This is a genomic window from Kitasatospora sp. NPDC001683, from assembly GCF_053596495.1.
Genome location: NZ_JBSFGK010000084.1, coordinates 16,593 through 34,890, shown reverse-complemented (window position 1 = coordinate 34,890; position 18,298 = coordinate 16,593). Strand labels below are relative to the sequence as shown.

General features: G+C 74.6%; 17 protein-coding genes. 6 read left to right on the top strand and 11 right to left on the bottom strand.

Annotation, left to right across the window (positions count from 1 at the left end; genetic code table 11):
* Positions 1-222: 222 nt before the first annotated feature.
* Genes ACWCYO_RS32235 through ACWCYO_RS32220 form a run of 4 tightly spaced genes read right to left on the bottom strand, consistent with a single transcriptional unit; the run spans position 223 to position 5,636 of the window.
* Entirely contained in the window at positions 223-1,308 is a 1,086-nt protein-coding gene (locus tag ACWCYO_RS32235) for a DNA polymerase III subunit beta family protein (protein ID WP_449786194.1), read from the bottom strand.
* Between the two features lie 34 nt (positions 1,309-1,342).
* The gene (locus tag ACWCYO_RS32230) at positions 1,343-2,233 is read right to left on the bottom strand and encodes an RNA polymerase sigma-70 factor (protein WP_449786193.1); all 891 of its coding nucleotides are present in this window, start codon (positions 2,231-2,233) and stop codon (positions 1,343-1,345) included.
* Between the two features lie 35 nt (positions 2,234-2,268).
* Entirely contained in the window at positions 2,269-2,466 is a 198-nt protein-coding gene (locus ACWCYO_RS32225) for a hypothetical protein (RefSeq protein ID WP_449786192.1), read from the bottom strand.
* Positions 2,463-5,636 carry an SNF2-related protein gene (locus tag ACWCYO_RS32220; RefSeq protein WP_449786191.1) on the bottom strand — a complete coding sequence of 1,058 codons (3,174 nt, stop codon included), beginning with the start codon at positions 5,634-5,636 and terminating at the stop codon, positions 2,463-2,465. Before ACWCYO_RS32220 ends, ACWCYO_RS32225 begins: the two co-directional genes overlap by 4 nt.
* Before the next feature lie 225 nt (positions 5,637-5,861).
* Here ACWCYO_RS32220 and ACWCYO_RS32215 point away from each other — a divergent pair, with 225 nt between their 5' ends.
* Entirely contained in the window at positions 5,862-6,473 is a 612-nt protein-coding gene (locus ACWCYO_RS32215) for a YceI family protein (RefSeq protein WP_449786190.1), read from the top strand.
* Between the two features lie 65 nt (positions 6,474-6,538).
* Here ACWCYO_RS32215 and ACWCYO_RS32210 read toward each other — a convergent pair whose 3' ends face one another.
* Positions 6,539-7,552 (bottom strand): LysR family transcriptional regulator, encoded by a 1,014-nt coding sequence (locus ACWCYO_RS32210; protein ID WP_449786189.1) that lies wholly within the window; start codon positions 7,550-7,552, stop codon positions 6,539-6,541.
* 118 nt (positions 7,553-7,670) lie between these two features.
* Between ACWCYO_RS32210 and ACWCYO_RS32205 the strand changes: the two genes are divergently transcribed.
* Together ACWCYO_RS32205 and ACWCYO_RS32200 are read left to right on the top strand one after the other, a co-directional pair.
* Entirely contained in the window at positions 7,671-8,936 is a 1,266-nt protein-coding gene (locus tag ACWCYO_RS32205; protein ID WP_449786188.1) for an MFS transporter, read from the top strand.
* A gap of 9 nt (positions 8,937-8,945) precedes the next feature.
* Entirely contained in the window at positions 8,946-9,425 is a 480-nt protein-coding gene (locus ACWCYO_RS32200) for a macro domain-containing protein (RefSeq protein WP_449786187.1), read from the top strand.
* Here the strand turns inward: ACWCYO_RS32200 and ACWCYO_RS32195 are convergent.
* Complete coding sequence (locus ACWCYO_RS32195) at positions 9,410-10,000, bottom strand: N-acetyltransferase family protein (protein WP_449786186.1); 591 nt, start codon at positions 9,998-10,000, stop codon at positions 9,410-9,412. The two genes, ACWCYO_RS32200 and ACWCYO_RS32195, sit on opposite strands and share 16 nt — an antisense overlap.
* A gap of 32 nt (positions 10,001-10,032) precedes the next feature.
* On the opposite strand from ACWCYO_RS32195, the gene ACWCYO_RS32190 reads away from it, so the two are divergent.
* Together ACWCYO_RS32190 and ACWCYO_RS32185 are read left to right on the top strand one after the other, a co-directional pair.
* Positions 10,033-10,182, top strand: coding sequence for a hypothetical protein (locus ACWCYO_RS32190; RefSeq protein WP_449786185.1), 150 nt, complete (start codon positions 10,033-10,035; stop codon positions 10,180-10,182).
* A gap of 10 nt (positions 10,183-10,192) precedes the next feature.
* Positions 10,193-10,993: a TetR/AcrR family transcriptional regulator gene (locus ACWCYO_RS32185; protein WP_270146107.1), complete on the top strand. Its 801-nt coding sequence runs from the start codon at positions 10,193-10,195 to the stop codon at positions 10,991-10,993.
* Positions 10,994-11,073: 80 nt separating this feature from the next.
* On the opposite strand, the gene ACWCYO_RS32180 is transcribed toward ACWCYO_RS32185, so the two are convergent.
* Positions 11,074-12,354, bottom strand: coding sequence for a GNAT family N-acetyltransferase (locus ACWCYO_RS32180; RefSeq protein WP_449786184.1), 1,281 nt, complete (start codon positions 12,352-12,354; stop codon positions 11,074-11,076).
* A 73-nt stretch (positions 12,355-12,427) separates the two neighbouring features.
* A complete protein-coding gene (locus ACWCYO_RS32175; RefSeq protein ID WP_449786183.1) occupies positions 12,428-12,964 on the bottom strand; it encodes a GNAT family N-acetyltransferase in 537 nt (178 codons plus the stop codon).
* A 124-nt stretch (positions 12,965-13,088) separates the two neighbouring features.
* Here ACWCYO_RS32175 and ACWCYO_RS32170 point away from each other — a divergent pair, with 124 nt between their 5' ends.
* Positions 13,089-13,391 carry a hypothetical protein gene (locus ACWCYO_RS32170; RefSeq protein ID WP_270146104.1) on the top strand — a complete coding sequence of 101 codons (303 nt, stop codon included), beginning with the start codon at positions 13,089-13,091 and terminating at the stop codon, positions 13,389-13,391.
* Positions 13,392-13,633: 242 nt separating this feature from the next.
* Here ACWCYO_RS32170 and ACWCYO_RS32165 read toward each other — a convergent pair whose 3' ends face one another.
* From ACWCYO_RS32165 to ACWCYO_RS32155, 3 genes are all read right to left on the bottom strand, one after another.
* Positions 13,634-14,938 carry a C40 family peptidase gene (locus ACWCYO_RS32165; RefSeq protein ID WP_449786182.1) on the bottom strand — a complete coding sequence of 435 codons (1,305 nt, stop codon included), beginning with the start codon at positions 14,936-14,938 and terminating at the stop codon, positions 13,634-13,636.
* Between the two features lie 240 nt (positions 14,939-15,178).
* Positions 15,179-16,264 (bottom strand): hypothetical protein, encoded by a 1,086-nt coding sequence (locus tag ACWCYO_RS32160; protein WP_449786181.1) that lies wholly within the window; start codon positions 16,262-16,264, stop codon positions 15,179-15,181.
* Positions 16,265-16,394: 130 nt separating this feature from the next.
* Complete coding sequence (locus ACWCYO_RS32155; protein ID WP_449786180.1) at positions 16,395-18,287, bottom strand: threonine/serine ThrE exporter family protein; 1,893 nt, start codon at positions 18,285-18,287, stop codon at positions 16,395-16,397.
* Positions 18,288-18,298 lie beyond the last annotated feature (11 nt).

Below are 18,298 nucleotides of genomic sequence, written 5' to 3'. Positions count from 1 at the left end.
AAATCACCCGCAACGCCCCTCTCCGGGCCACCCCCTCCACCGCCCCTCCCGCAGCGCGTCCCTCTCGCCTGGTCGGGTGGTGGGGGGAGGTGGGGAGAGGTGGGGGGAGGGCGCGGGAGGCGGAGCCCGCGCGCCCACGCAGGGGGTGGGGGTGCGAGGCGGAGCCCGCGCGCCCACGCAGGGGCGTGGGGGTGTGCCCAGGAGGGGCGGGTGTCGTGGCGATTAGGGGAGGCGGATGGGCATCAGGACGGAGAAGGTGCCGGTTCGGCCCGGGGTGCGGATGGCGAGTGGGGCGATCGGGCCGCCGAGTTCGAGCAGGAGTTGCTCGGGGTGGCCGGCGCGCAGGGCGTCGAGGAGGAAGTCGCGGTTGACGGCCACCTGGAAGTCCTCGGGGGTGAGGTCGTCGGCGACGGTGAGGTGGCCGTCGTCGGTGAGGGTGAGCACGGTGACCTGGCAGTCGGTGCCCTGCGGGCCGGAGGGGAGGGTGCGGGTGGCGCCGGTCTCGATGGCGGTGCGCAGTTCGGCGGCGGGCAGGGTGATCCGGTGCTGCGGGTCGAGGCGGGTCAGCACGCGGTGGTCGGGGTAGCCGAGGTCGGGTGCGGTGCCCTCGATGCGGTGCTCGGGGGTCTCGGCCCGGAAGGTGCCGGCGCCCAGGGTGAGCACGACTTCGGTGGGGCCGGCGGGCAGCAGCGCGCGCAGGGCGTCCACCAGGGCGGTCGGGACGGTGGTGCCGGCGGTCGGCTGCTGCGGCACGCCGAGGGCGGGCAGTTCGGCGAGGGCCAGCCGGTAGCGGTCGGTGGCGACCAGGCGCAGCACCGGGCCGTCCGGTTCGAACAGCACTCCGGCGAGGGAGGGCAGTTCCGGGTCGCCGCAGACCGCGAAGCGGACCGCGTCGAGGGCGGCGGCCAGGCCGTCGGCGCGGACGGTGAGGCGCAGGTCGGCGGGGATGGTGGTCATCGGGTGCTCCCTCTGCTCGATCGTCGTGCGGATCAGGGAGAGCTCGCGGCGGGCGTCGGCCAGGCCGTCCTCCAGCCGGCGCAGGTGGGCGTCGAGGACGCGCTCGGCCTCGCCGCTGCCGGGGACGGCGGCGAGCACGGCGCGGATCGCCGTCAGCGGCAGGCCGACGCGGCGCAGCCGGGCCAGCAGTCGGGCGTCGGCGAGCTGGCCGGGCCGGTACCAGCGGTAGCCGGTCTGCGGGTCGACCCAGGCGGGGGTGAGCACCTCGGCGCCGTCGTAGTAGCGCAGGGTGCCGACGCCCAGGCCGCTGGCGCGGGCCAGTTCGCCGATGCTGTGCAGCTCGCTCTCCATGCCGGTGACTCTCGGGGCTCGACCAGGTCGAGGGTCAAGCCGGGTTGGCGAGGTGGGCGAGCTTGTGCGGGTTGCGGACGGCGCGGATCGCGGAGACCAGGGGTCGGCCTTCGGGGCCCTCGGTGAAGTCGAGGACCGAGACGGAGTCGAGAGTGCCGTTGACGGTGATCACCAGGCCGGGCTCGCCGTTGACCAGGACCGGGCGGGCGCCCACGCCCTCGCCCAGCTTGCCGAGCAGGCCGAGCAGGAAGCGGGCGACGTTGTCGGCGCCGGTGACCGGCCGCACCGCCGCAGTGATCACGCCGCCGCCGTCGCTCCAGGTGGTGACGTCGGGGGCGAGCAGGGCGAGCACCCGGTTGAGGTCGCCGCCGACGCAGGCCGCCAGGAACTCGTCGGTGGCCCGGCGGCGCAGCTCCGGCGGGGCGTCGTATCGGGGGCGCCGGGCCCGTACGTGCGCCCTGGCCCGGCTGCCGACCTGGCGGCAGGCGGCCTCGGTGCGGTCCAGCGCCTCGGCGATCTCCTGGTAGGAGAAGCCGAAGGCCTCCTTGAGGACGAACACCGCCCGCTCCAGCGGGGAGAGGCTCTCCAGCACCACCAGCAGGGCGAGCGAGACGGTCTCGGCGCGCTCGACGCCGTCGGTCGCGTCCGGCTCGCTGACCAGCGGCTCGGGCAGCCAGGGGCCGACGTAGGACTCGCGGCGGACGGCGGCCGAGTCGAGGCGGTTGAGGGCGAGGTTGGTGACCGTACGGGCCAGGTAGCCGCCGGGGCTGGCGACCGGGCCGGTGACCTGGCTCCAGCGCAGCCAGGTGTCCTGGACCAGATCCTCGGCGTCGGCGACGCTGCCGAGCATCCGGTAGGCGATGCCGAAGACCGTCCGCCGGTGCTGTTCGAAGTCGGCGAGCCGGGTGTCGGGGGTGTCGGTCACGCTCGGGACGTTACCGCACGGTAGGCGCCCGGGGATCAGTCGCTGCGGAAGGCGTCGTAGGCGGGGGCGAGCAGGGCGGCGAGGTCGCGGCCGTGCACGGTGATGCCGGAGCGGCCCAGGCGGCGCAGCGAGGGTTCGTCCGGTTCCTCGGCCAGGCTTTCCGGGCGGAGGGTGAAGTCCCCGCGCCAGTAGGCGGCGACGTTGACCGTCTCGGGCCTCGGTCGTTCGGTCACGCGTCCTCCTCGGCGACGGCGTCCTCGCGGGTGAGGGCGACCAGTTCGCGCAGTTCCTCGACCGGCAGGTCGGTGAGCCAGCGCTCACCCTCCGCCATCACCGTCTCGGCCAACGAGCGCTTGGCGGCGAGGAGTTCGTCGATCCGCTCCTCGACGGTGCCGACGCAGACCAGCCGGCGGACCTGGACGTCGCGGCGCTGGCCGATCCGGAAGGCGCGGTCGGTGGCCTGCTCCTCGACCGCCGGGTTCCACCAACGGTCGAGGTGGATCACCTGGTTGGCGGCGGTCAGGTTGAGTCCGGTGCCGCCGGCCCGCAGCGAGAGCAGGAACACCCTCGGCCCGTCGGTGGATTGGAAGCGCCGGACGAGCTCCTCGCGGCGGGCGCGCGGGACGCCGCCGTGCAGGTACAGCACCTCCTCGCCGAGCCGGCGCTCCAGGTACGGGCGGAGCATCGTGCCGAACTCCGCGTACTGGGTGAAGACCAGCGTGCGGTCGCCCTCGGCCAGCGCCTCCTCCAGCAGCTCGGCGAGCCGGGCGACCTTGCCCGAGCGCTCACCCAACGGCGAACCGTCGTGCAGCAGTTGGGCCGGATGGTTGCAGACCTGCTTGAGCTTGCCGATCGCCGCCAGCACCGTGCCACGCCGCTCCACGCCCCGGATGCCCTCGACCCGCTGCAGCAGGTCGGCGACCACCGCCTGGTAGAGGCCGGCCTGTTCGGCGGTGAGGTTGCACCAGACGGTCATCTCCTGCTTGGCGGGCAGCTCGGCCGCCACCGCGGGATCCGTCTTGAGCCGGCGCAGCACGAACGGGGCGGTGCGGCGCCGGAGTTCGGCGGTGCGCTCGGGGTTGCGGTGCACCTCGACCGGGATCGCGTAGCGCTCCTTGAAGCGCTCGGCCGGGCCGAGCAGGCCGGGGTTGGCGAAGTCCAGCACGGCGTGCAGCTCGGCGAGCCGGTTCTCCACCGGGGTGCCGGTCAGGGCGATCCGGTGCCGGCTGACGGGCAGCGCGCGGATCGCCCGGGACTGGGCGGTGCCGGTGTTCTTGATGTGCTGCGCCTCGTCGGCGACCACCCGGCGCCAGCGGATCGCGCGCAGCGCGGCGAGGTCGCGCTGGACCAGTCCGTAGGTGGTGATGACCAGGTCCACTCCCCGGACGGCGTCGGCGAGTTGCTCGGCACCGAGGCGGTCGGAGCCGTGGTGGACGTGGCGGCGCAGGCCGGGGGCGAAGCGTTCGGTCTCGCGCTGCCAGTTGCCGACCAGGGACATCGGGCAGACCAGGAGGGTGGGGGCGGCGGCGTCGTCGTCCTCGGCGGCCTTTTCGGCGGCGAGCAGGGCGAGGGTCTGGACGGTCTTGCCGAGGCCCATGTCGTCGGCCAGGACGGCGCCGAGGCCGAGGCCGGACATGGTCTTCAGCCAGGCGAGTCCGCGCCGCTGGTAGGGGCGCAGCTCGGCCCGGAAGTCCGGTGGGAGCGGCGGATCCTCGGGAACGGCATCGGCGCCACCGGCGAGCAGGTCGCCGAGCGGACCGTCCACCCGGACGCCGGTGACCGGCAGCCCGGCGACCGTCGCCTCGGGGTCGAGGGCGAGCCGCAGCAGGTCGGCGGTGGCCAGCAGGCCGTCGCGCTGTTCGGTGAGGAAGGCGAGCGCGGCGGCGATCTGCGCCGGGTCGGCCTCCAGCCAGGTGCCCCGGACCCGAACCAACCCCTGTTTGGCGGCGGCGAGTTCGGCGAGTTCCCGCTCGGTGAGCGAGGTGCCGTCCGGGCCGAGCGCGGCCTGCCAGTGGAAGGCGACCACGGCGTCCCGGTCCACCTGGCTGGTGACGGCGAGGGTGCCCGGCGCGGGCGGGGTGGTGGCGCGCAGGGCGAGCCCGAGCCGGGGGCGGCGGCGCCACCAGGCGGGCAGCAGCACGCCGAAGCCGGCCTCGGCGAGGGCGGGCGCGGCGGTGCGCAGGAACTCGAGGGCGCCGGACCGGTCGAGGGTCAGGGCGCACGGGCGGGAGCGGTGGCGCAGCCCGTCCAGGACGGGCCAGCGGTGGGCGGCGCGGGTGAGTTCGGCGACCAGGACCTCGGTCGGGTCGGCGGGCTCGCCGGCCGGTGCGGCGCACGTGGTCCTGCGGGCGAGTGCGGCGTGCGCGGCGCCGCCCTCGTGCAGGTCGGCGGCGCGGACCAGCAGGGAGGGTTCGTCGACGGCCTGGAGCAGGAACTCCAGCTGCCAGGCGTCGCCGGAGGGGCGACCCTCGGGGTCGTCGTCGGCGGGGCCGAGCGGTTCGACCAGGCGGAAGCAGAGCCGCAGCGCCGGGTCGGCGGGTTCGGCGGTGGCGTACCAGTCGGTGATCCGGTGGTGCAGCTCGGCGACCTCCCCGGGCGGGGCGTCGACCTCGCCGGAGGGGGTGGCGAGGGCGTGCAGCCAGCGGGCGGCGGCCGACGCGCCGGGGTCGGGGAAGGGCGTGTCGGCCAGCGCGGCGCGGGCCTCGGCGTCCACCAGGGCGCCCAGGGCCGCGTCCAGCAGCACCTCGCCGGTGCCGGCGCCGGTGGGCCACTCGCCGAGCAGGACGGGCGGGCAGCCCGCCGCCAGTTCGGCGGCCTCGCGACGCCCGGCCGGGGTGGGATCGGGCCGCCAGCGGGCCTGTGGGCGGCCGTCGGTCAGGACGGGCAGCGGCAGCACCCGGCCCCGGCCGACCGCCCGCCAGGCGAGGTCGTGCACCCCGGTGAGCCAGCGCAGCGAGGGGCCGTACACCACCTCGACCCGGCCGGTGCCGGGCAGGTCGGTGTCGGTGACGGCCCAGTGCGGGTCGTGGACCTCGCCGAGCAGCTGGGCGGCGGCTCCGGCGTCGAAGAGGAGCGCGGGCACCCGCCAGGGGGTGAGGACGGCGCCGCCGCGCGGCGGGGTGACCGGCAGGTCGGGCGAGGGGGCGGGCAGGGCGCCGACGGTGGGCAGCAGCAGGGTGGCCCAGCGTTCGGGGGCCTGTCCGGCGAGCCAGCCGAGGCCGGGACCGATGCCGCCGAGGACGGCGGCCAGGGTTCCGGCCGGACAGGCGTAGGGGTGGGCGCGCGGGGCGGGCCGGTCGGGCCGGTCGGGCCGGGCTTCGGCGGGGCCGGGGTGGGCGCGGGCGTCCTCGGCCCAGAGGGCCAGCCGCCCGTCCGCCCGCCAGAGCGCGTGCAGGACGAACATGCGGGGCCTTTCGGGGCGGTGGAACCGGCGCGTGGAACGCGAGGTGGAGTTTCTTCGCAGCCTAGCCGGACGGTCCGACAGTGCCCCTCGGGCCGGACGGCTGGGCCGTTCGGGTGGTCCGCGCGAAGGCCTCGACAGGTGTGGTTGAAATTTGAACGACAGAGTCGTACGCTGAAGCCAAGAAGTTGAAGCCTAAACAAATGGCTTCGAACCCGAGGAGGAGCCATGGGCCTGTTCAACCGCACCAAGACCACCACCGCCACCCCCACCGCCGTGCAGACCCCGGCCGGCCCGGACCTGTCGCACCTGACCGGCGACTGGACCGTGGACGCCATGCACAGCGAGATCGGCTTCTCGGTCCGCCACGCGATGGTCACCAACGTCAAGGGCCGCTTCACCGAGTACGACGGCAAGCTGCACCTGGACGGCACCACGCCGGGCAACTCCTCGGCCGACCTGGTGATCAAGGTCGCCAGCATCGACACCAACCAGGCCCAGCGCGACGAGCACCTGCGCACCGGCGACTTCTTCGCCGCCGAGACCTACCCCGAGATCCGCTTCCGCAGCACCTCCACCGAGGCGGTCGGCGCGGACTCCTACCGGATGAACGGCGAGCTCACCATCAAGGACACCACCCGCCCGGTCGTCCTGGACCTCGAGTACACCGGCAGCGCCACCGACGCCTACGGCGCCGAGCGGGTCGGCTTCGAGGGCAAGGCCGTCGTGGACCGCACCGACTTCGGCCTGACCTACAACGCGGCCCTGGAGACCGGCGGCGTGCTGATCGGCGAGAAGGTCAAGCTCAGCTTCGACATCTCCGCCGTCAAGGCGGCCTGACCCGGCCGCCCACGGCCCCAGCGGCCCGGGCGACCCGTGCCGCCCACCGAGCCCACCGCCCCTGCCTATCCCCCCGAGGCAGGGGCGGTGTTCTGCCCGGCGGCGACCAGCGCCGCGTCCGCCGCGGGCAGCCAACTGCCCGCCGGGCGACTCAACCAGCCCTCGGCCGCGCCGAGTTCACCCGCCGCGGCGGCCAGCGCCCGCAGCCCGGGGTGACGCTCGCCGGGCCGGTGCACCAGGCTGACCAGGCACAGCGGCACCGGCTCCACCAGCGGCACGTTCACCGCCCCCGGAATCCTCGGCCCGCCCACCGTGGTCAGCATCGGATCGCCGTGCCGGGCCAGGTAGCGGGCGGTCTCGTCCAGGCCCACCGGGGGGACGTACGGCTCGGCCGCGGTCAGACCGTGCTCGCGCAGCAACCGGGCGCCGAGCTCGGCCCACTCGGTGGTCGCCGGGTTGCCCGCGCAGACGTCGACGGGGTGCCCGGCCAGGTCGGCCAGCACCAGCGCCCGCCGCCCGGCCAGCGGGTGGGTGTCCGCCATCATCACCGAGATCCGCTCCAACCGCACCGGGAGCTGGGCGAGTTGGCCGCGAACCGGGCCGGGCAGACCGGCGAAGCGGCCGAACGAGGCGTCCAGCCGGTGCGCCAGCAGTTCGGTGGCGGCCGCGGCCAGGCCGCCGTGGAAGCGGGCCAGCAGCTCGCCCTCCGGCCAGGCGGCGCGGGCCCGTTGGAGCACCCGGTCGGCGGTGAGGTCCGGGCCGGTGACGTCGCTGTTGAGGTCGAGCAGCAGCGGCCGGGCGGCGGCACCGGCGCCGGTGCCGGCCTCGGCCAGGATCTCGTCGTGCAGCGCGAGCAGCCGGCGCGCCTTCGGCAGCAGCCGGTGCCCGGCCGGGGTGAGCTCGACGCTGCGGGTGGTGCGGGTGAACAGCGCGTCGCCGAGCAGACCCTCCAGGGTGCGGACGTCCCGGCTGAGTGCCTGCTGGGCGACGTACAGCCGCTCGGCGGCCCAGCCGAAGTGCAGGGTCTCGGCGGTCGCGACGAAGCCGCGGAGCAGACGGGGGTGCAGGTCACGGGGCATGGGCGAGAGATTAACAACAAGGTGTTGTGGGTGCGGCGAAACAGGTGTTGGACGCCTGCCGGCCCGCGCCGCGAGGCTGGTCGCACTCCCCCTTCCGTCCTGTGCCCCAGGAGCCCGATTGCCCTCGCGCGCCCTCCTCGCCTCCTACCGCCGGCTGTTCGCGGCCCCCGGCGCCACCGCCTTCACCCTGGCCGGGCTGCTCGGCCGGCTCGCGCTGTCGATGAACGGCGTCTCGCTGGTGGTGCTGCTCGCCGAACGGCGCGGCTCCTACGCGCTGGCCGGGACGGTCTCGGCGGCCGGCCTGGTCACCGGCGCGATCGGGATGCCGCTGCTCGGGCGCCTGGTGGACCGGTACGGGCAGTCGCGGGTCGCGGTGCCGGCCGCGCTGTACAACGCCGTGCCGCTGGTCGCCCTGCTGCTCTGCGTCCGGCTCGGCGCTCCCGACTGGACCCTGTACGCCTGCTGGGCCGCCTGCGCGGCCGCGCCCAACCTCGGCGGCATGGCCCGGGCCCGCTGGGCGCACCTGTACCGGGACGACCCGGCCGCCCGGCACCTGGCCAACTCCTTCGAACAGGCGCTGGACGAACTCTGCTTCATGGCCGGTCCGGTGCTCGCGATGCTGCTCTGCACCACGCTCGCCCCGGAGGCCGGGCTGCTCGCCGCCGGCACCCTCGGCGCCACCGGCGCGCTGCTGTTCGCCGCCCAGCGGCGGACCGAACCGCCGCTGCCGGCGAGGGATTCGACCGGCCGGCGGCACGGCTCCCCGCTGCGGGTGCCCGGACTGCGGGTGCTGGTGCTGACCTTCCTCGCCACCGGCATGGTCTTCGGCGCGACCGAGATCACCACGGTCGCCTACGCCGACGCGCTCGGCCACAAGGCCGCCGCCGGTGCGCTGCTGGGCCTGGTCGCGGCCGGTTCCTGCGTGGCGGGGCTGCTGTTCGGGCTGCTGACCCCGCGTCGGACGCCCGGGACGCGCTTCCTGGTCGGCGCGGCGGCGATGGCCGGGGTCCTGCTGCTGCCGCTCGCCGCCGGGCTCGGCGGGGCCGGGCTCGCGGTGCTCGGGGTGGTGCTGTTCCTGGCCGGCACGGCCACCGCGCCGACCATGGTGACCGGCATGACGCTGGTCCAGGAGCTGCTGCCGCAGCGGCAGTTCAACGAGGGCATGGCGGTGGCGGTGTCCGGCATCGTGGTCGGCATCTCGGCCGGGGCGGCGCTCGCCGGCACGGTCGCCGAGCACGCCGCGCCCGGCACCGGCTACGCCCTGCCCGCCGGGGCCGCCGCGCTCGCCCTGCTGATCGCGCTGACCGGGCGGCGCCACCTGCGCGCCGGGGCCGCGGCCGGGGCGCGGGAAAATGCCGAGCCGATTGTCAGTGGCTCCGTCTAACTTCTAGGCATGGCGGAAATCACCTACGTCCGAGGCGATGCCACCACGCCCCGCGGCAAGGGCGTGAAGGTGATCGCGCACGTCTGCAACGATCTCGGCGGCTGGGGGAAGGGCTTCGTGCTCGCGCTCTCCAGACGCTGGCCCGAACCCGAGGCCGCGTTCCGACGCTGGCACCGGGAGCGGGCGAAGAACGACTTCGGCCTCGGCGCCCTGCAGCTGGTGCAGGTCGAGCCGTACGTCTGGGTGGCCAACATGGTCGGTCAGCGCGGCATCCGGACCGGGCGCTCCACCGGAGTGCCGGTGCGGTACGAGGCCATCGACACCGCGCTGGCCGCCCTCGGCGGGCACGCGCTCGAGCTCGGCGCCTCCGTCCACATGCCGCGGATCGGCTGCGGACTGGCGGGCGGGCGCTGGTCGAAGGTCGAGCCGCTGGTGGCGGCCCGACTGACGGCGCGCGGCGTGCCGGTGACGGTCTACGACGTCGACTGACTCGGCTCGGTCGACCGACCGACCGCCGCCCCGGGCACTGGCCCCGGCCCGGCCGGCCAGGCGTACACGTACTCGGGCAGCACGTACCCGCCCGGGAACACGCCCTCCTGCGCCCTGATCCGCACACCGCCCTCGCGCTCGTAGAAGGCGATCGCGCGGGTGTTGGCGCGCAGCACCTCCAGGGACAGCTCCGCGCCGGGGTGCCGTTCGGCGACCTCGGCACGGGCCGCGGCCAGCAGTTCCCGGCCGATGCCTCCGCCCGTGAGGCCCGGGCGGACGTGCAGGTTGTCCACCAGCACCCCGCCGTCGGGCTGCGGCACCAGGTAGACGAACCCGGCCGACTCTCCGGCCCGTTCGGCGATCAGCAACACGGGCGTGTTCTCCGGCGTCCCGTAGTCGACCGTCAGGCGCAGCTCCCACAGCTCACGCCGCTGGGCGGCCAGCCCGTCCCCGAGCGCTTCGTCGGGGACGATCCCGCGGTAACTGGCGCACCAGCTCTCGGTGTGCAGGTCCGCGATGCGCACGGCGTCCTGTTCTCCGCCGTGCCGAATGGTGATCCGCCCTGATCCGGTCATGTGACGAGCCTCCCACAGAGATGGAGTTGAACATGTTCAACCACGGCGTCTACAGTTCTGCCAAGATTTTGAACGCGTTCGAAACCACGGGGGCGGTGGGCGCGGCACCGGATGCGGAGGGGGCATCCGGTGCCGCGAGCACCGACAGCACCGACACCGGATGGAACGTCGTCTCCGGCTAGGCTCGTGCCCGTGGACGACCTGGCAGCGACGAACCGAACGGACGACGAGAAGGGTGCGGCCGACACCCCGGCCGCACCCGGCACCGACGGCGGGCCCATGCCCGGCGGCCGGGCCCAGCCCAAGACCGACAAGAGCGAGGCGACCCGGGCGCTGATCCTGGAGACGGCCATGCGGCTGTTCCAGGAACGGGGTTACGAGAAGACCACCATGCGCGCCATCGCCACCGAGGCGGGCGTGTCGGTCGGCAACGCCTACTACTACTTCTCGGCGAAGGAATTCCTGATCCAGGGGTTCTACGACCGGATGACCCACGACCACGCGGCCGACGCCAGGCAGCGCATGGCCCACACCCGGGACTTCGCCGAGCGGTTGCGGATCGCGCTGACCTCCTGGCTCGACACTGCGGCGCCGTACCACGAGTTCGCCGCCCAGTTCTTCCGCACCGCGGCCGACCCGACCAGCTCGCTGAGCCCGTTCTCCAACGAGTCCCACCCGGCCCGGACGACGGCCGTCGAGCTGTTCCGCGACGTCCTGCAGGGCTCCGACCTGGCGCCGAAGCTGGACGCCGAACTGGTCGAGCTGCTGCCCGACGTGCTCTGGCTGAACCTGATGGTCGTGGTGCTCTACTGGGTCTTCGACCGGACCGAGGACACCGAGCGGACCAGGGAGTTCGTCCGGCGCTCGACGCCGATGGCCGCCCGGCTGATCAACCTGTCGCGCTACCGGGTGTTCCGGCCGATCGTGCGGGACGCCAAGGGGCTGATCCAGGACTTCATCCTGCCCACGATCGGCAAGACGGCAGTCAAGTAGGCTGCGCCGCATCTGAGTTGCGCAACGGCGCAGGCCGGCCCGCGATGTGCGGACCGGCCTGCGCCGGTGTTCCCGGCGGCTCAGAACTCGGTCGGCGTCCAAGCCCGCAGCGGAGTGCGCAGCAACAGGTCGGCGGCGGCCGCCGCGCCCGGGCGCACTTCGGTGAGCAGTCCGGCCGCGGCCAGCCTCGGGGCCGTCTCGGAGCCCAGGTAGAGCGAGCCCAACTCGGAGACGTCCAGGGCGAGATCGGCGTCGTCGGTGGTGCGGGTGCAGCGGCCGGTGCCGTCCCCGGCGACCTCGATCGCGAAGCGGCCGGAGGCGTAGCCGAGTCGGTCCTCGACCTCCAGCACCACCCGGCCCGCGGCGCCGTACGTCCGGGCACCGAAGGCGGCCTCGACGTCCAGCAGCCGCAGCCACATCAGGTCGCCGTTCGCCTCGTGCGGGGTGGCCGCGCGCGGGTCCTGGAGCAGCAGCGGCAGCGGGTCGTCCGGGGCGACGCTGTCCACCACGACCTTGCGCACCCAGTCGACGGACAGCACCAGGCGCCACAGCTCGACGGCGGTGGGCAGGTCGAGGGCGATGAAGTCGTCCACGGTGAGCGTGGCGTCGGGATAGGCGCCGTCCCACTTGTTGTCGATCCGGTAGACCACCAGACCGGTGACCCGGCCGTCGGCGTCCCGGTGGACGGCGGTGAACGGCTCCTTGAAGTCCTCGCCCGGAATCCGGAGCTGGTTGGTGTTGCGCTCCCACCAGATCCCGTCCCGGGCGATCGCGCCCGGCTGGGTGAGCCGCCAGCGGTCGTACAGCTCGGCACCGAGCTCGCGCTGCTCCGCCAGGGTCACGAAGTCGATCCGGCCGCCGGGCACGCCGGGCAGACCCTCGCGCAGACCGCGGGTGCGCGCCAGGTCGATCCGCCAGCCGCAGCCCCAGGTGGCCGGGCCGAAGCCGAAGCGGCCGTAGATGTTGTACTCGGCGGCGACCAGGATGGCGACCGCGCAGCCGCGCTCGGCGGCGGAGGCGAGGTCCCGCCGCATCATCGCGCTGAGCAGGCCGCGCCGGCGGTGGGTGGCGCTGACCGTGACGTTGGTGATCGCGTCCGCCTGCACGACGGCCCCGCCCGGGACGGTCAGTTCGACGTCGAAGCTGCGGAAGGTGGCGATCTGGCGGCCGCCGTCGAAGCCGCCCAGCATCCGGCCCGGCTGCCACCTCCGGCGCGGCAGCTCCGGCGCGATGCCCGCGTGCGGGCGCAGGAAGCCGAGGTTGAGCGCCCGGTTCCACTCCTCCACCTCGCCCACGGAGACGGCCCGGAGCTGGACACCGTTCACCGTCTCGACGGCCGTGTCATCGATGTTCTTGCCCATCGCGTCACCGTACGGCGGTGCCCTCGCGGCGGCATCCGATTTATTCCGTGCGCGACCCGGTGCGCGACCCCGTTCACGATCCCGTTCGCGATCCCGTTCGCGATCCGTCGTGCTGCCCGGGCGTCACGACCCAGTGGTTGGTGCGCAGGATCCGGTCCGCGAAGTCGAGGTCCCGCTCGCCGAGCAGCCGGAAGCCGAGCGAGCGGCAGATCCCGTTGGACGGGCCGTTGGTCACCCCCGGGTTGGCGTGCACCTCGCCCCACCGGCCGTCCGCCGCGGCGGCGTCCAGCACCTGCCGCACCGCCGCCTTGGCCAGCCCGCGCCCCTGGAACTCGGGCAGCACCATCCAGCCGATCTCGGAGACGGTGGCGCCGTCCTCCTCGTCCTGCCAGAGCGTGACCAGGCCGGCCGCCTCCCCCGGCTCGGCGCCGTCCAGCAGGATCACCTTGATCCAGGCGCTGTCCGCCGCCACCAGGGCGAGGTCCTTGCGCAGCCGCGCCTCCACCTGCTCCCGGGGCAACGGGCCACCCAGCTCGGCCATCATCGCCTCGTCGCACCGCATCCGGACGTACGCCTCGGCGTCACCCGGTCCGACGTTCCGCAAGTGCACGACGCCTCCTCAGAAGTGTTCGGGGCGGCCACGCTAGCGCGCGTCACCGACATTGGCGCACGGGAGCCGGTCTGACATCCTCGTGCTGGTTCAGACACGACCGACCGTTCTCTGAGGGGGAACCGTGGAGGACGAGTACGTCCGCAGGCTCAAGGAGTACTACGACGGCCGGATGCTGATCGGGAAGGTCCTCGGCGGCCTGGCGGTCGCCGGCTGGCTCTGGGCGCTCTGGCTGGTCTTCGTCCCGGTCGACGGCGGTTGCGGCTCGCCCGCTTTCTACGAGCCGCCGAAGAGGTCCGTCTCCGAGTACTGCAACGCCCAGGAGATCGGCCGGATCGGCGGAGCGGTCGGCGTCGTCCTCGCGACGCTCCCGGTGGGCCTCGGCTGCGCCTGGGTGCTCACGCGGATCCGCGCCGCCCAACGGTAGTCGGGCGCCACGACGGGCCGGTGGTCCACGGCCGGTCGCCGAGCGGGACCGACCGGGCGGGACCGACCGGGCGGCGGGGTGTCGCCGCCCGGCAACGGGCGGCGAACGGAGGTTGACCGGTCGACGCATCGTTCGCGCACGGCGAGGATGGTCACCCGCGATCCGGAGCCGGCGCGGGCCGCGGAGGGTGTGGTCGCGCTCGCCCCGATCGAGGACCTGACCGGGCGTTGACGTCGACCCTGCTACGGCCGGGCGTAGTAGTCCGGGGTGCCCATGATCCAGAGGCTGGCCTGCTTGACCGGCATGCCGACCCGCGGGGCCTCGATCATCTGGTCGTCGCCGATGTAGAGGCCGACGTGGTGGATGTCGGCGGAGCGGCCGGTGTCCGTCCAGAAGACCAGGTCGCCGGGGCGCAGCTGGTGGTAGCTGACCGGGGTGGACTGGGCGTACTGGTCGGCGGCGAAGTGGTTGAGCTGCTTGCCGCCCTCGCGCCAGGCCATCATGGTCAGCCCGGAGCAGTCGTAGCCCTCCGGCCCCTCGCCGCCCCAGATGTAGGGCAGGCCGATCTTGGACTTGGCGAAGGCGATGGCGGCGGCCGCGCCCTCGGCCGACCAGGGACGGCCGGCGGGCGGCACCGTCTGGGCCTTGGCGGCGGCGGCAGCAGCGGCAGCGGCTTCGGCGTCGCGGGCGGCCTGCTCGGCGGCGGCACGGGCGGCCGCCTCGGCCTCCCGGACGGCGGTCGCCTCCAGCGCCTCGCGGCGCTCGCGCTCCAGCTCGACGGTGGTGTTCCGGGCGGCGGCCAGCTCGGTGAGCAGCTGTTCCCGGCGCCGGTCGGCGGCGGCGACCTCGCCCTGCTGGGCGGCGAGCCGCTGCTGCGCCCTGGTCCGGGCCGCGCCGACCTCGGCGGCGGCCTTCTCGGCGGTCTCGGCGGCGGTGCGGGCGGCGGCCGAGGCGCTGCGGGCGGCGGCGGCCGTGGAGGTGGCGGCGTCCAGGATCTGCCGGGTGCGCTCGCTGACCACGCCGACCACGGCGGCGCGGTCGCCGGCCTCGCGCGGGCCGTGGGCGCCGAGCAGGGCGTTGAGTGCGGACAGTTCGGCGCCCGCGCCCTGGCGGTACGTTTCGGCGGCGAGTCGGGCGGCGTCCTCGGCGGCCTCGGTGCGCGCGGCCTCGGCGTCGGCCGCGCGCCGGTTGGCGGCGGTCTCCTCGGCGCGGGCCCGGGTGAGGGCGAGCTGGGCACCGTTGTACGCTTCGACGGCCTGTTCGGCGCTGCGGCCGGCCCGGTCGAGTTCGGTCCGGGCGGCGGTCAGCGCGGCCTCCAGCGCGGCCACGGAGGCGGCCTTGCCGTCGGCCTCGGCGCGGGAGCGGTCGATCTCCTCGGTGGACGGGTACGGGTCCTGGCCCGCCGGGGTCTGACCGGACGGCGGCCGGCCGGCCGGGGTCTGACCGGCCGCCGGTTCCGGGTCCACCGGGGCGGCCTGGGCGGTGGGGAGCAGCCCGAGCAGGGCGGTGAGGGACAGCAGGAGGGTCGGCAGGATCCTGCGCGCCACGAGACATCCCTTCTCACGGGTCCGGAGGGGACGGCGGCGGATGCCGAGTGGCGCGCGGGCGGGCGGCGGCCGGGCGGCGGGAGGTCCGACGAATCATCCCATCACGTGACAGAACGGTCACTCGCCGCCCATGTTCTCAACTCCGACGCCGTTCACACCTCGAACGCGCTCCACCGGCCGGGTGACTATCCGATGATCCGACCAGACGTCAACTCTGATCAGGCGCGCAGGGCATACGAACTACCGGTGGATCCGGCGGGTCCGCGTCCGCAGGTGGGGGTGTCGCTCCGGCCGGCGCTCCGCCCCGCTCGGGCCGACCCCGTACGTCCGGTTGCGCCCGGCGCGGACCGTACGGCGGCGCTGCCGCGCCCCGGCCGAGCGGTCCGGGTCGCTGCCGGGCGCCCTCCCCACCGGCTGCGGGTGCGGCGCGGGCAGGTGCACCGCCGCACCGACCACGGCCGCGGAGCGGCGGTCGGCCAGTCGCGCCTGGCGACGGGCCAGCGCCCGGGCGGCGTGCGCGTCGAGGTGGGCGGAGGCCCGGGCGGCCATCCGCTCGGCGACCCGGTGGGCGGCCGGGTGGTTGGCGGGCACCTTGTCGGGCGCGCCGGCGATCAGGTCGAAGAGCCAGGTGCGGGCGCGGTCGGCGCGCCGGTGCAGCAGGCGTTCGCGCCGGAGCGCACGCGCCCGGCGGCGGGAGCGCGCGGTGTACCGCCAGCGGGCCCACGGGCTGCTCGGGCGGGCCAGCCGGATCGCGCCGATCCAGGACAGGCCGGGGATCATGATCCCGAGCAGGCCGGTCCACACCTTGCCCTTGAGCAGGGTGATCACCGAGGCCAGCGCGTTCACCGAGATCACCGTGATCAGGCCCCACCGGGTGTCCTCGCCGGGCAGCGCGCCGAACGGCACGTACCCGATCAGCAGCAGGGCGGTGAACAGGATGCCGAAGATCACCGCGTCCACCGACTTGCGGCCCTGTTCGCTCCAGTACACGTCGTCCAGGTGCAGGATCAGCGCGAACTCGTCCAGCACCAGCCCGCAGCCGATGCCGAAGAGCAGCCCGAACCAGTCGATCCACGGGGGCGTGCCGTAGGCGGCGAACACCCCGATGCCGCCGATCAGCAGGAAGCCCAGCCCGAACACCATGTGGTGGATGTGCAGACCCCCGGGGGTGATGTTGCCGGGCCACCAGCGCACCTGGGCGCGGATCATCCGCACGCTGAACCGGATGAAGACGAAGGAGGTGATGAAGCCGACCAGCAGCAGGAACAGCGGTTGCTTCTGCGCGTTGACGATGTGCTCGCGGTAGCCGTCCAGCAGTGTCGACATGGGTCTTACCTTCGTTCCTGGTGCTGCGTCCTGCCTGCCGTGGGACGGCCCGGAAGCCGATACCGGCCCGACAGCGGGCCGCCACGGACCACCATGATCCCGGCACCGGGCCCGCGGGCCCGACCCGCGGTCAGAACCCCCGGGTGCGCTTGGCCGCCCGGCGCGGCACCGCCGGGTAGAGCGAGGGCAGCTCGGCGCCCACCGGCAGTTTCAGGAACAGCCGGGCGATCTCGCCACCGAGATTCACCCCGATCGCCAGCGCCATCGCGATCGCCGCCGCCCGGAACACCGACACCAGGCCGGTGCTGGAGTGACCCTGGGCGAAGGCGAGCATCCCGAGGTAGAGCGCCGAACCCGGCATCAGCGGGCCGATCGCGGCGGTCACGTACGGCAGCGCCGAGCCGTTGCGGTAGCGCGCCATCAGCTGGCCGAACAGGCCGACCAGTCCGGCCGCCACCCCGGTCGCGGCGATCGGGTTGACGTGCGCGTTGTACACCAGCGCGCCGTAGCTGGCCCAGCCGATGCCGCTGTTGAGGGTGACCAGCGCGAGGGTGCGGCGGTCGGTCTGCAGCAGCATCGCGAAGGCCAGGGTCAGCACCATCGCGGCGACCATCTGGACCGGCGGGTAGCTGATGCCCACCAGGCTCTCGTCCGGCTTGAGCCTCGCCTCGAAGCCGACGCCCAGGTAGAGGATCATGATCACGCCGATCACGATGCCCGCGACCAGGTAGATCACTTCCAGCAGCCGGGCCGCGGCGGTGATGTAGAAGCCGGTCAGACCGTCCTGCACGGCGGCGACCAGGGCGCGCCCGGGCAGCAGGGCGAACAGGCCGCCGGTGATCACCACCGAGCCGCGCAGGCCCCAGTCGTTGAAGGACAGGATGATGCCCGAGGCGGCGGCCGGCATCGCGGCCGCCACGAACTGGTAGAACTCCGGCAGCCGGCGCCGGGCCAGCGCGGAGGCCAGCCGGTCGCCGAGGACGGCCGCGACGAAGGCGCTGCCGAAGACCAGCCAGGCCTTGTCGTCGAGCCGCCCGCCGACCAGGAAGGTCGCCGCGCCGGCCAGCAGACCGGTGGTCAGGGCGAGCAGCCAGGCCGGGTAGGGGTGCCGGTTGCGGCGGATCAGGGCCAGCCGGCGGTAGGCGTCGTTGACCGTCACCTGCTCCGCGGTGATGTCGGCCACCAGCTCGTAGACCGCGTTCAGCCGGGTGTAGTCGGAGGTCCGGCGGCGCACCACGCGGTCGGCGGTGACCGGCGGCTCGACCAGCGACGGCTGGTACGAGATACCGATCAGGGTGAAGGTCACCTGCGGCTCGCAGCGGTCCAGCCGGTAGGCGTGCGCGATGCCGAGCATCGCCGCCTCGACGTCCTCGGCGGCCTCGCCGCTGGCCAGCAGCAGTTCGCCGATGCGCAGCGTCAGGTCGAGGATGCGCGGGACGTTGCGGGCGGTGCCCGCGGAGGGGTGCATCTCGCGGGCGGTGCGCTCGAAGGCGGGACGCTCGGACATCGGGGTGCGCAGCAAGGTGCGCATCCGGTCCGGCCAGGGCACCTCCCCGGGGGCGCCGACGGTCAGCTCGGGGACCGGGATGCCGGTGGGCGGGGTGTAGCCGGCGGCGCGCCACTCCTCGGGGGTGAGGGTGTCCTCGGCGACCGAACGGCGGCGGACCGGACGCTCGGCGGTCGAGCGGTCGGCGGTCGAGCGGTCGGCGGCCGGGTGCTCGGGCGTGGCGTCCCGGGGGCGCAGGTCGACGGTCAGCTCGGGGTGCGGCTCCAGCGGCGGCTCGGGCTCCGGCCGCTGTTCGGACTCGGGCTCGGGTGCCAGCAGGCCCCTGGTCTCCGGGACGGGCGGGGCGAGCGGGACGACGACGGTGGGCTCGAGGGGCGGGACGGGGTGGCCGAGCAGCCCCTCGGTGGGCGGCGCCTCGGCGGGGTGCACCGGCTCCGGCGGTGTCTGCCGCACCTGGCGGACCGCCCGGCCTCCCCTCGCCCGCTTGCCCGCACCCGGTCGGCCCCGCTTAGGCACTTCCGCTCCTT

Excerpts from the sequence above, each read along its gene's own strand:
- ACWCYO_RS32210 (WP_449786189.1), bottom strand. The coding sequence starts at position 7,552 with ATGCCCCGTGACCTGCACCCCCGTCTGCTCCGCGGCTTCGTCGCGACC.
- ACWCYO_RS32160 (WP_449786181.1), bottom strand. The coding sequence starts at position 16,264 with ATGTCGACACTGCTGGACGGCTACCGCGAGCACATCGTCAACGCGCAG.
- ACWCYO_RS32180 (WP_449786184.1), bottom strand. The coding sequence starts at position 12,354 with ATGGGCAAGAACATCGATGACACGGCCGTCGAGACGGTGAACGGTGTC.
- ACWCYO_RS32235 (WP_449786194.1), bottom strand. The coding sequence starts at position 1,308 with ATGGAGAGCGAGCTGCACAGCATCGGCGAACTGGCCCGCGCCAGCGGC.
- ACWCYO_RS32190 (WP_449786185.1), top strand. The coding sequence starts at position 10,033 with ATGTTCAACCACGGCGTCTACAGTTCTGCCAAGATTTTGAACGCGTTC.
- ACWCYO_RS32215 (WP_449786190.1), top strand. The coding sequence starts at position 5,862 with ATGGGCCTGTTCAACCGCACCAAGACCACCACCGCCACCCCCACCGCC.
- ACWCYO_RS32195 (WP_449786186.1), bottom strand. The coding sequence starts at position 10,000 with ATGACCGGATCAGGGCGGATCACCATTCGGCACGGCGGAGAACAGGAC.
- ACWCYO_RS32200 (WP_449786187.1), top strand. The coding sequence starts at position 8,946 with ATGGCGGAAATCACCTACGTCCGAGGCGATGCCACCACGCCCCGCGGC.
- ACWCYO_RS32220 (WP_449786191.1), bottom strand. The coding sequence starts at position 5,636 with ATGTTCGTCCTGCACGCGCTCTGGCGGGCGGACGGGCGGCTGGCCCTC.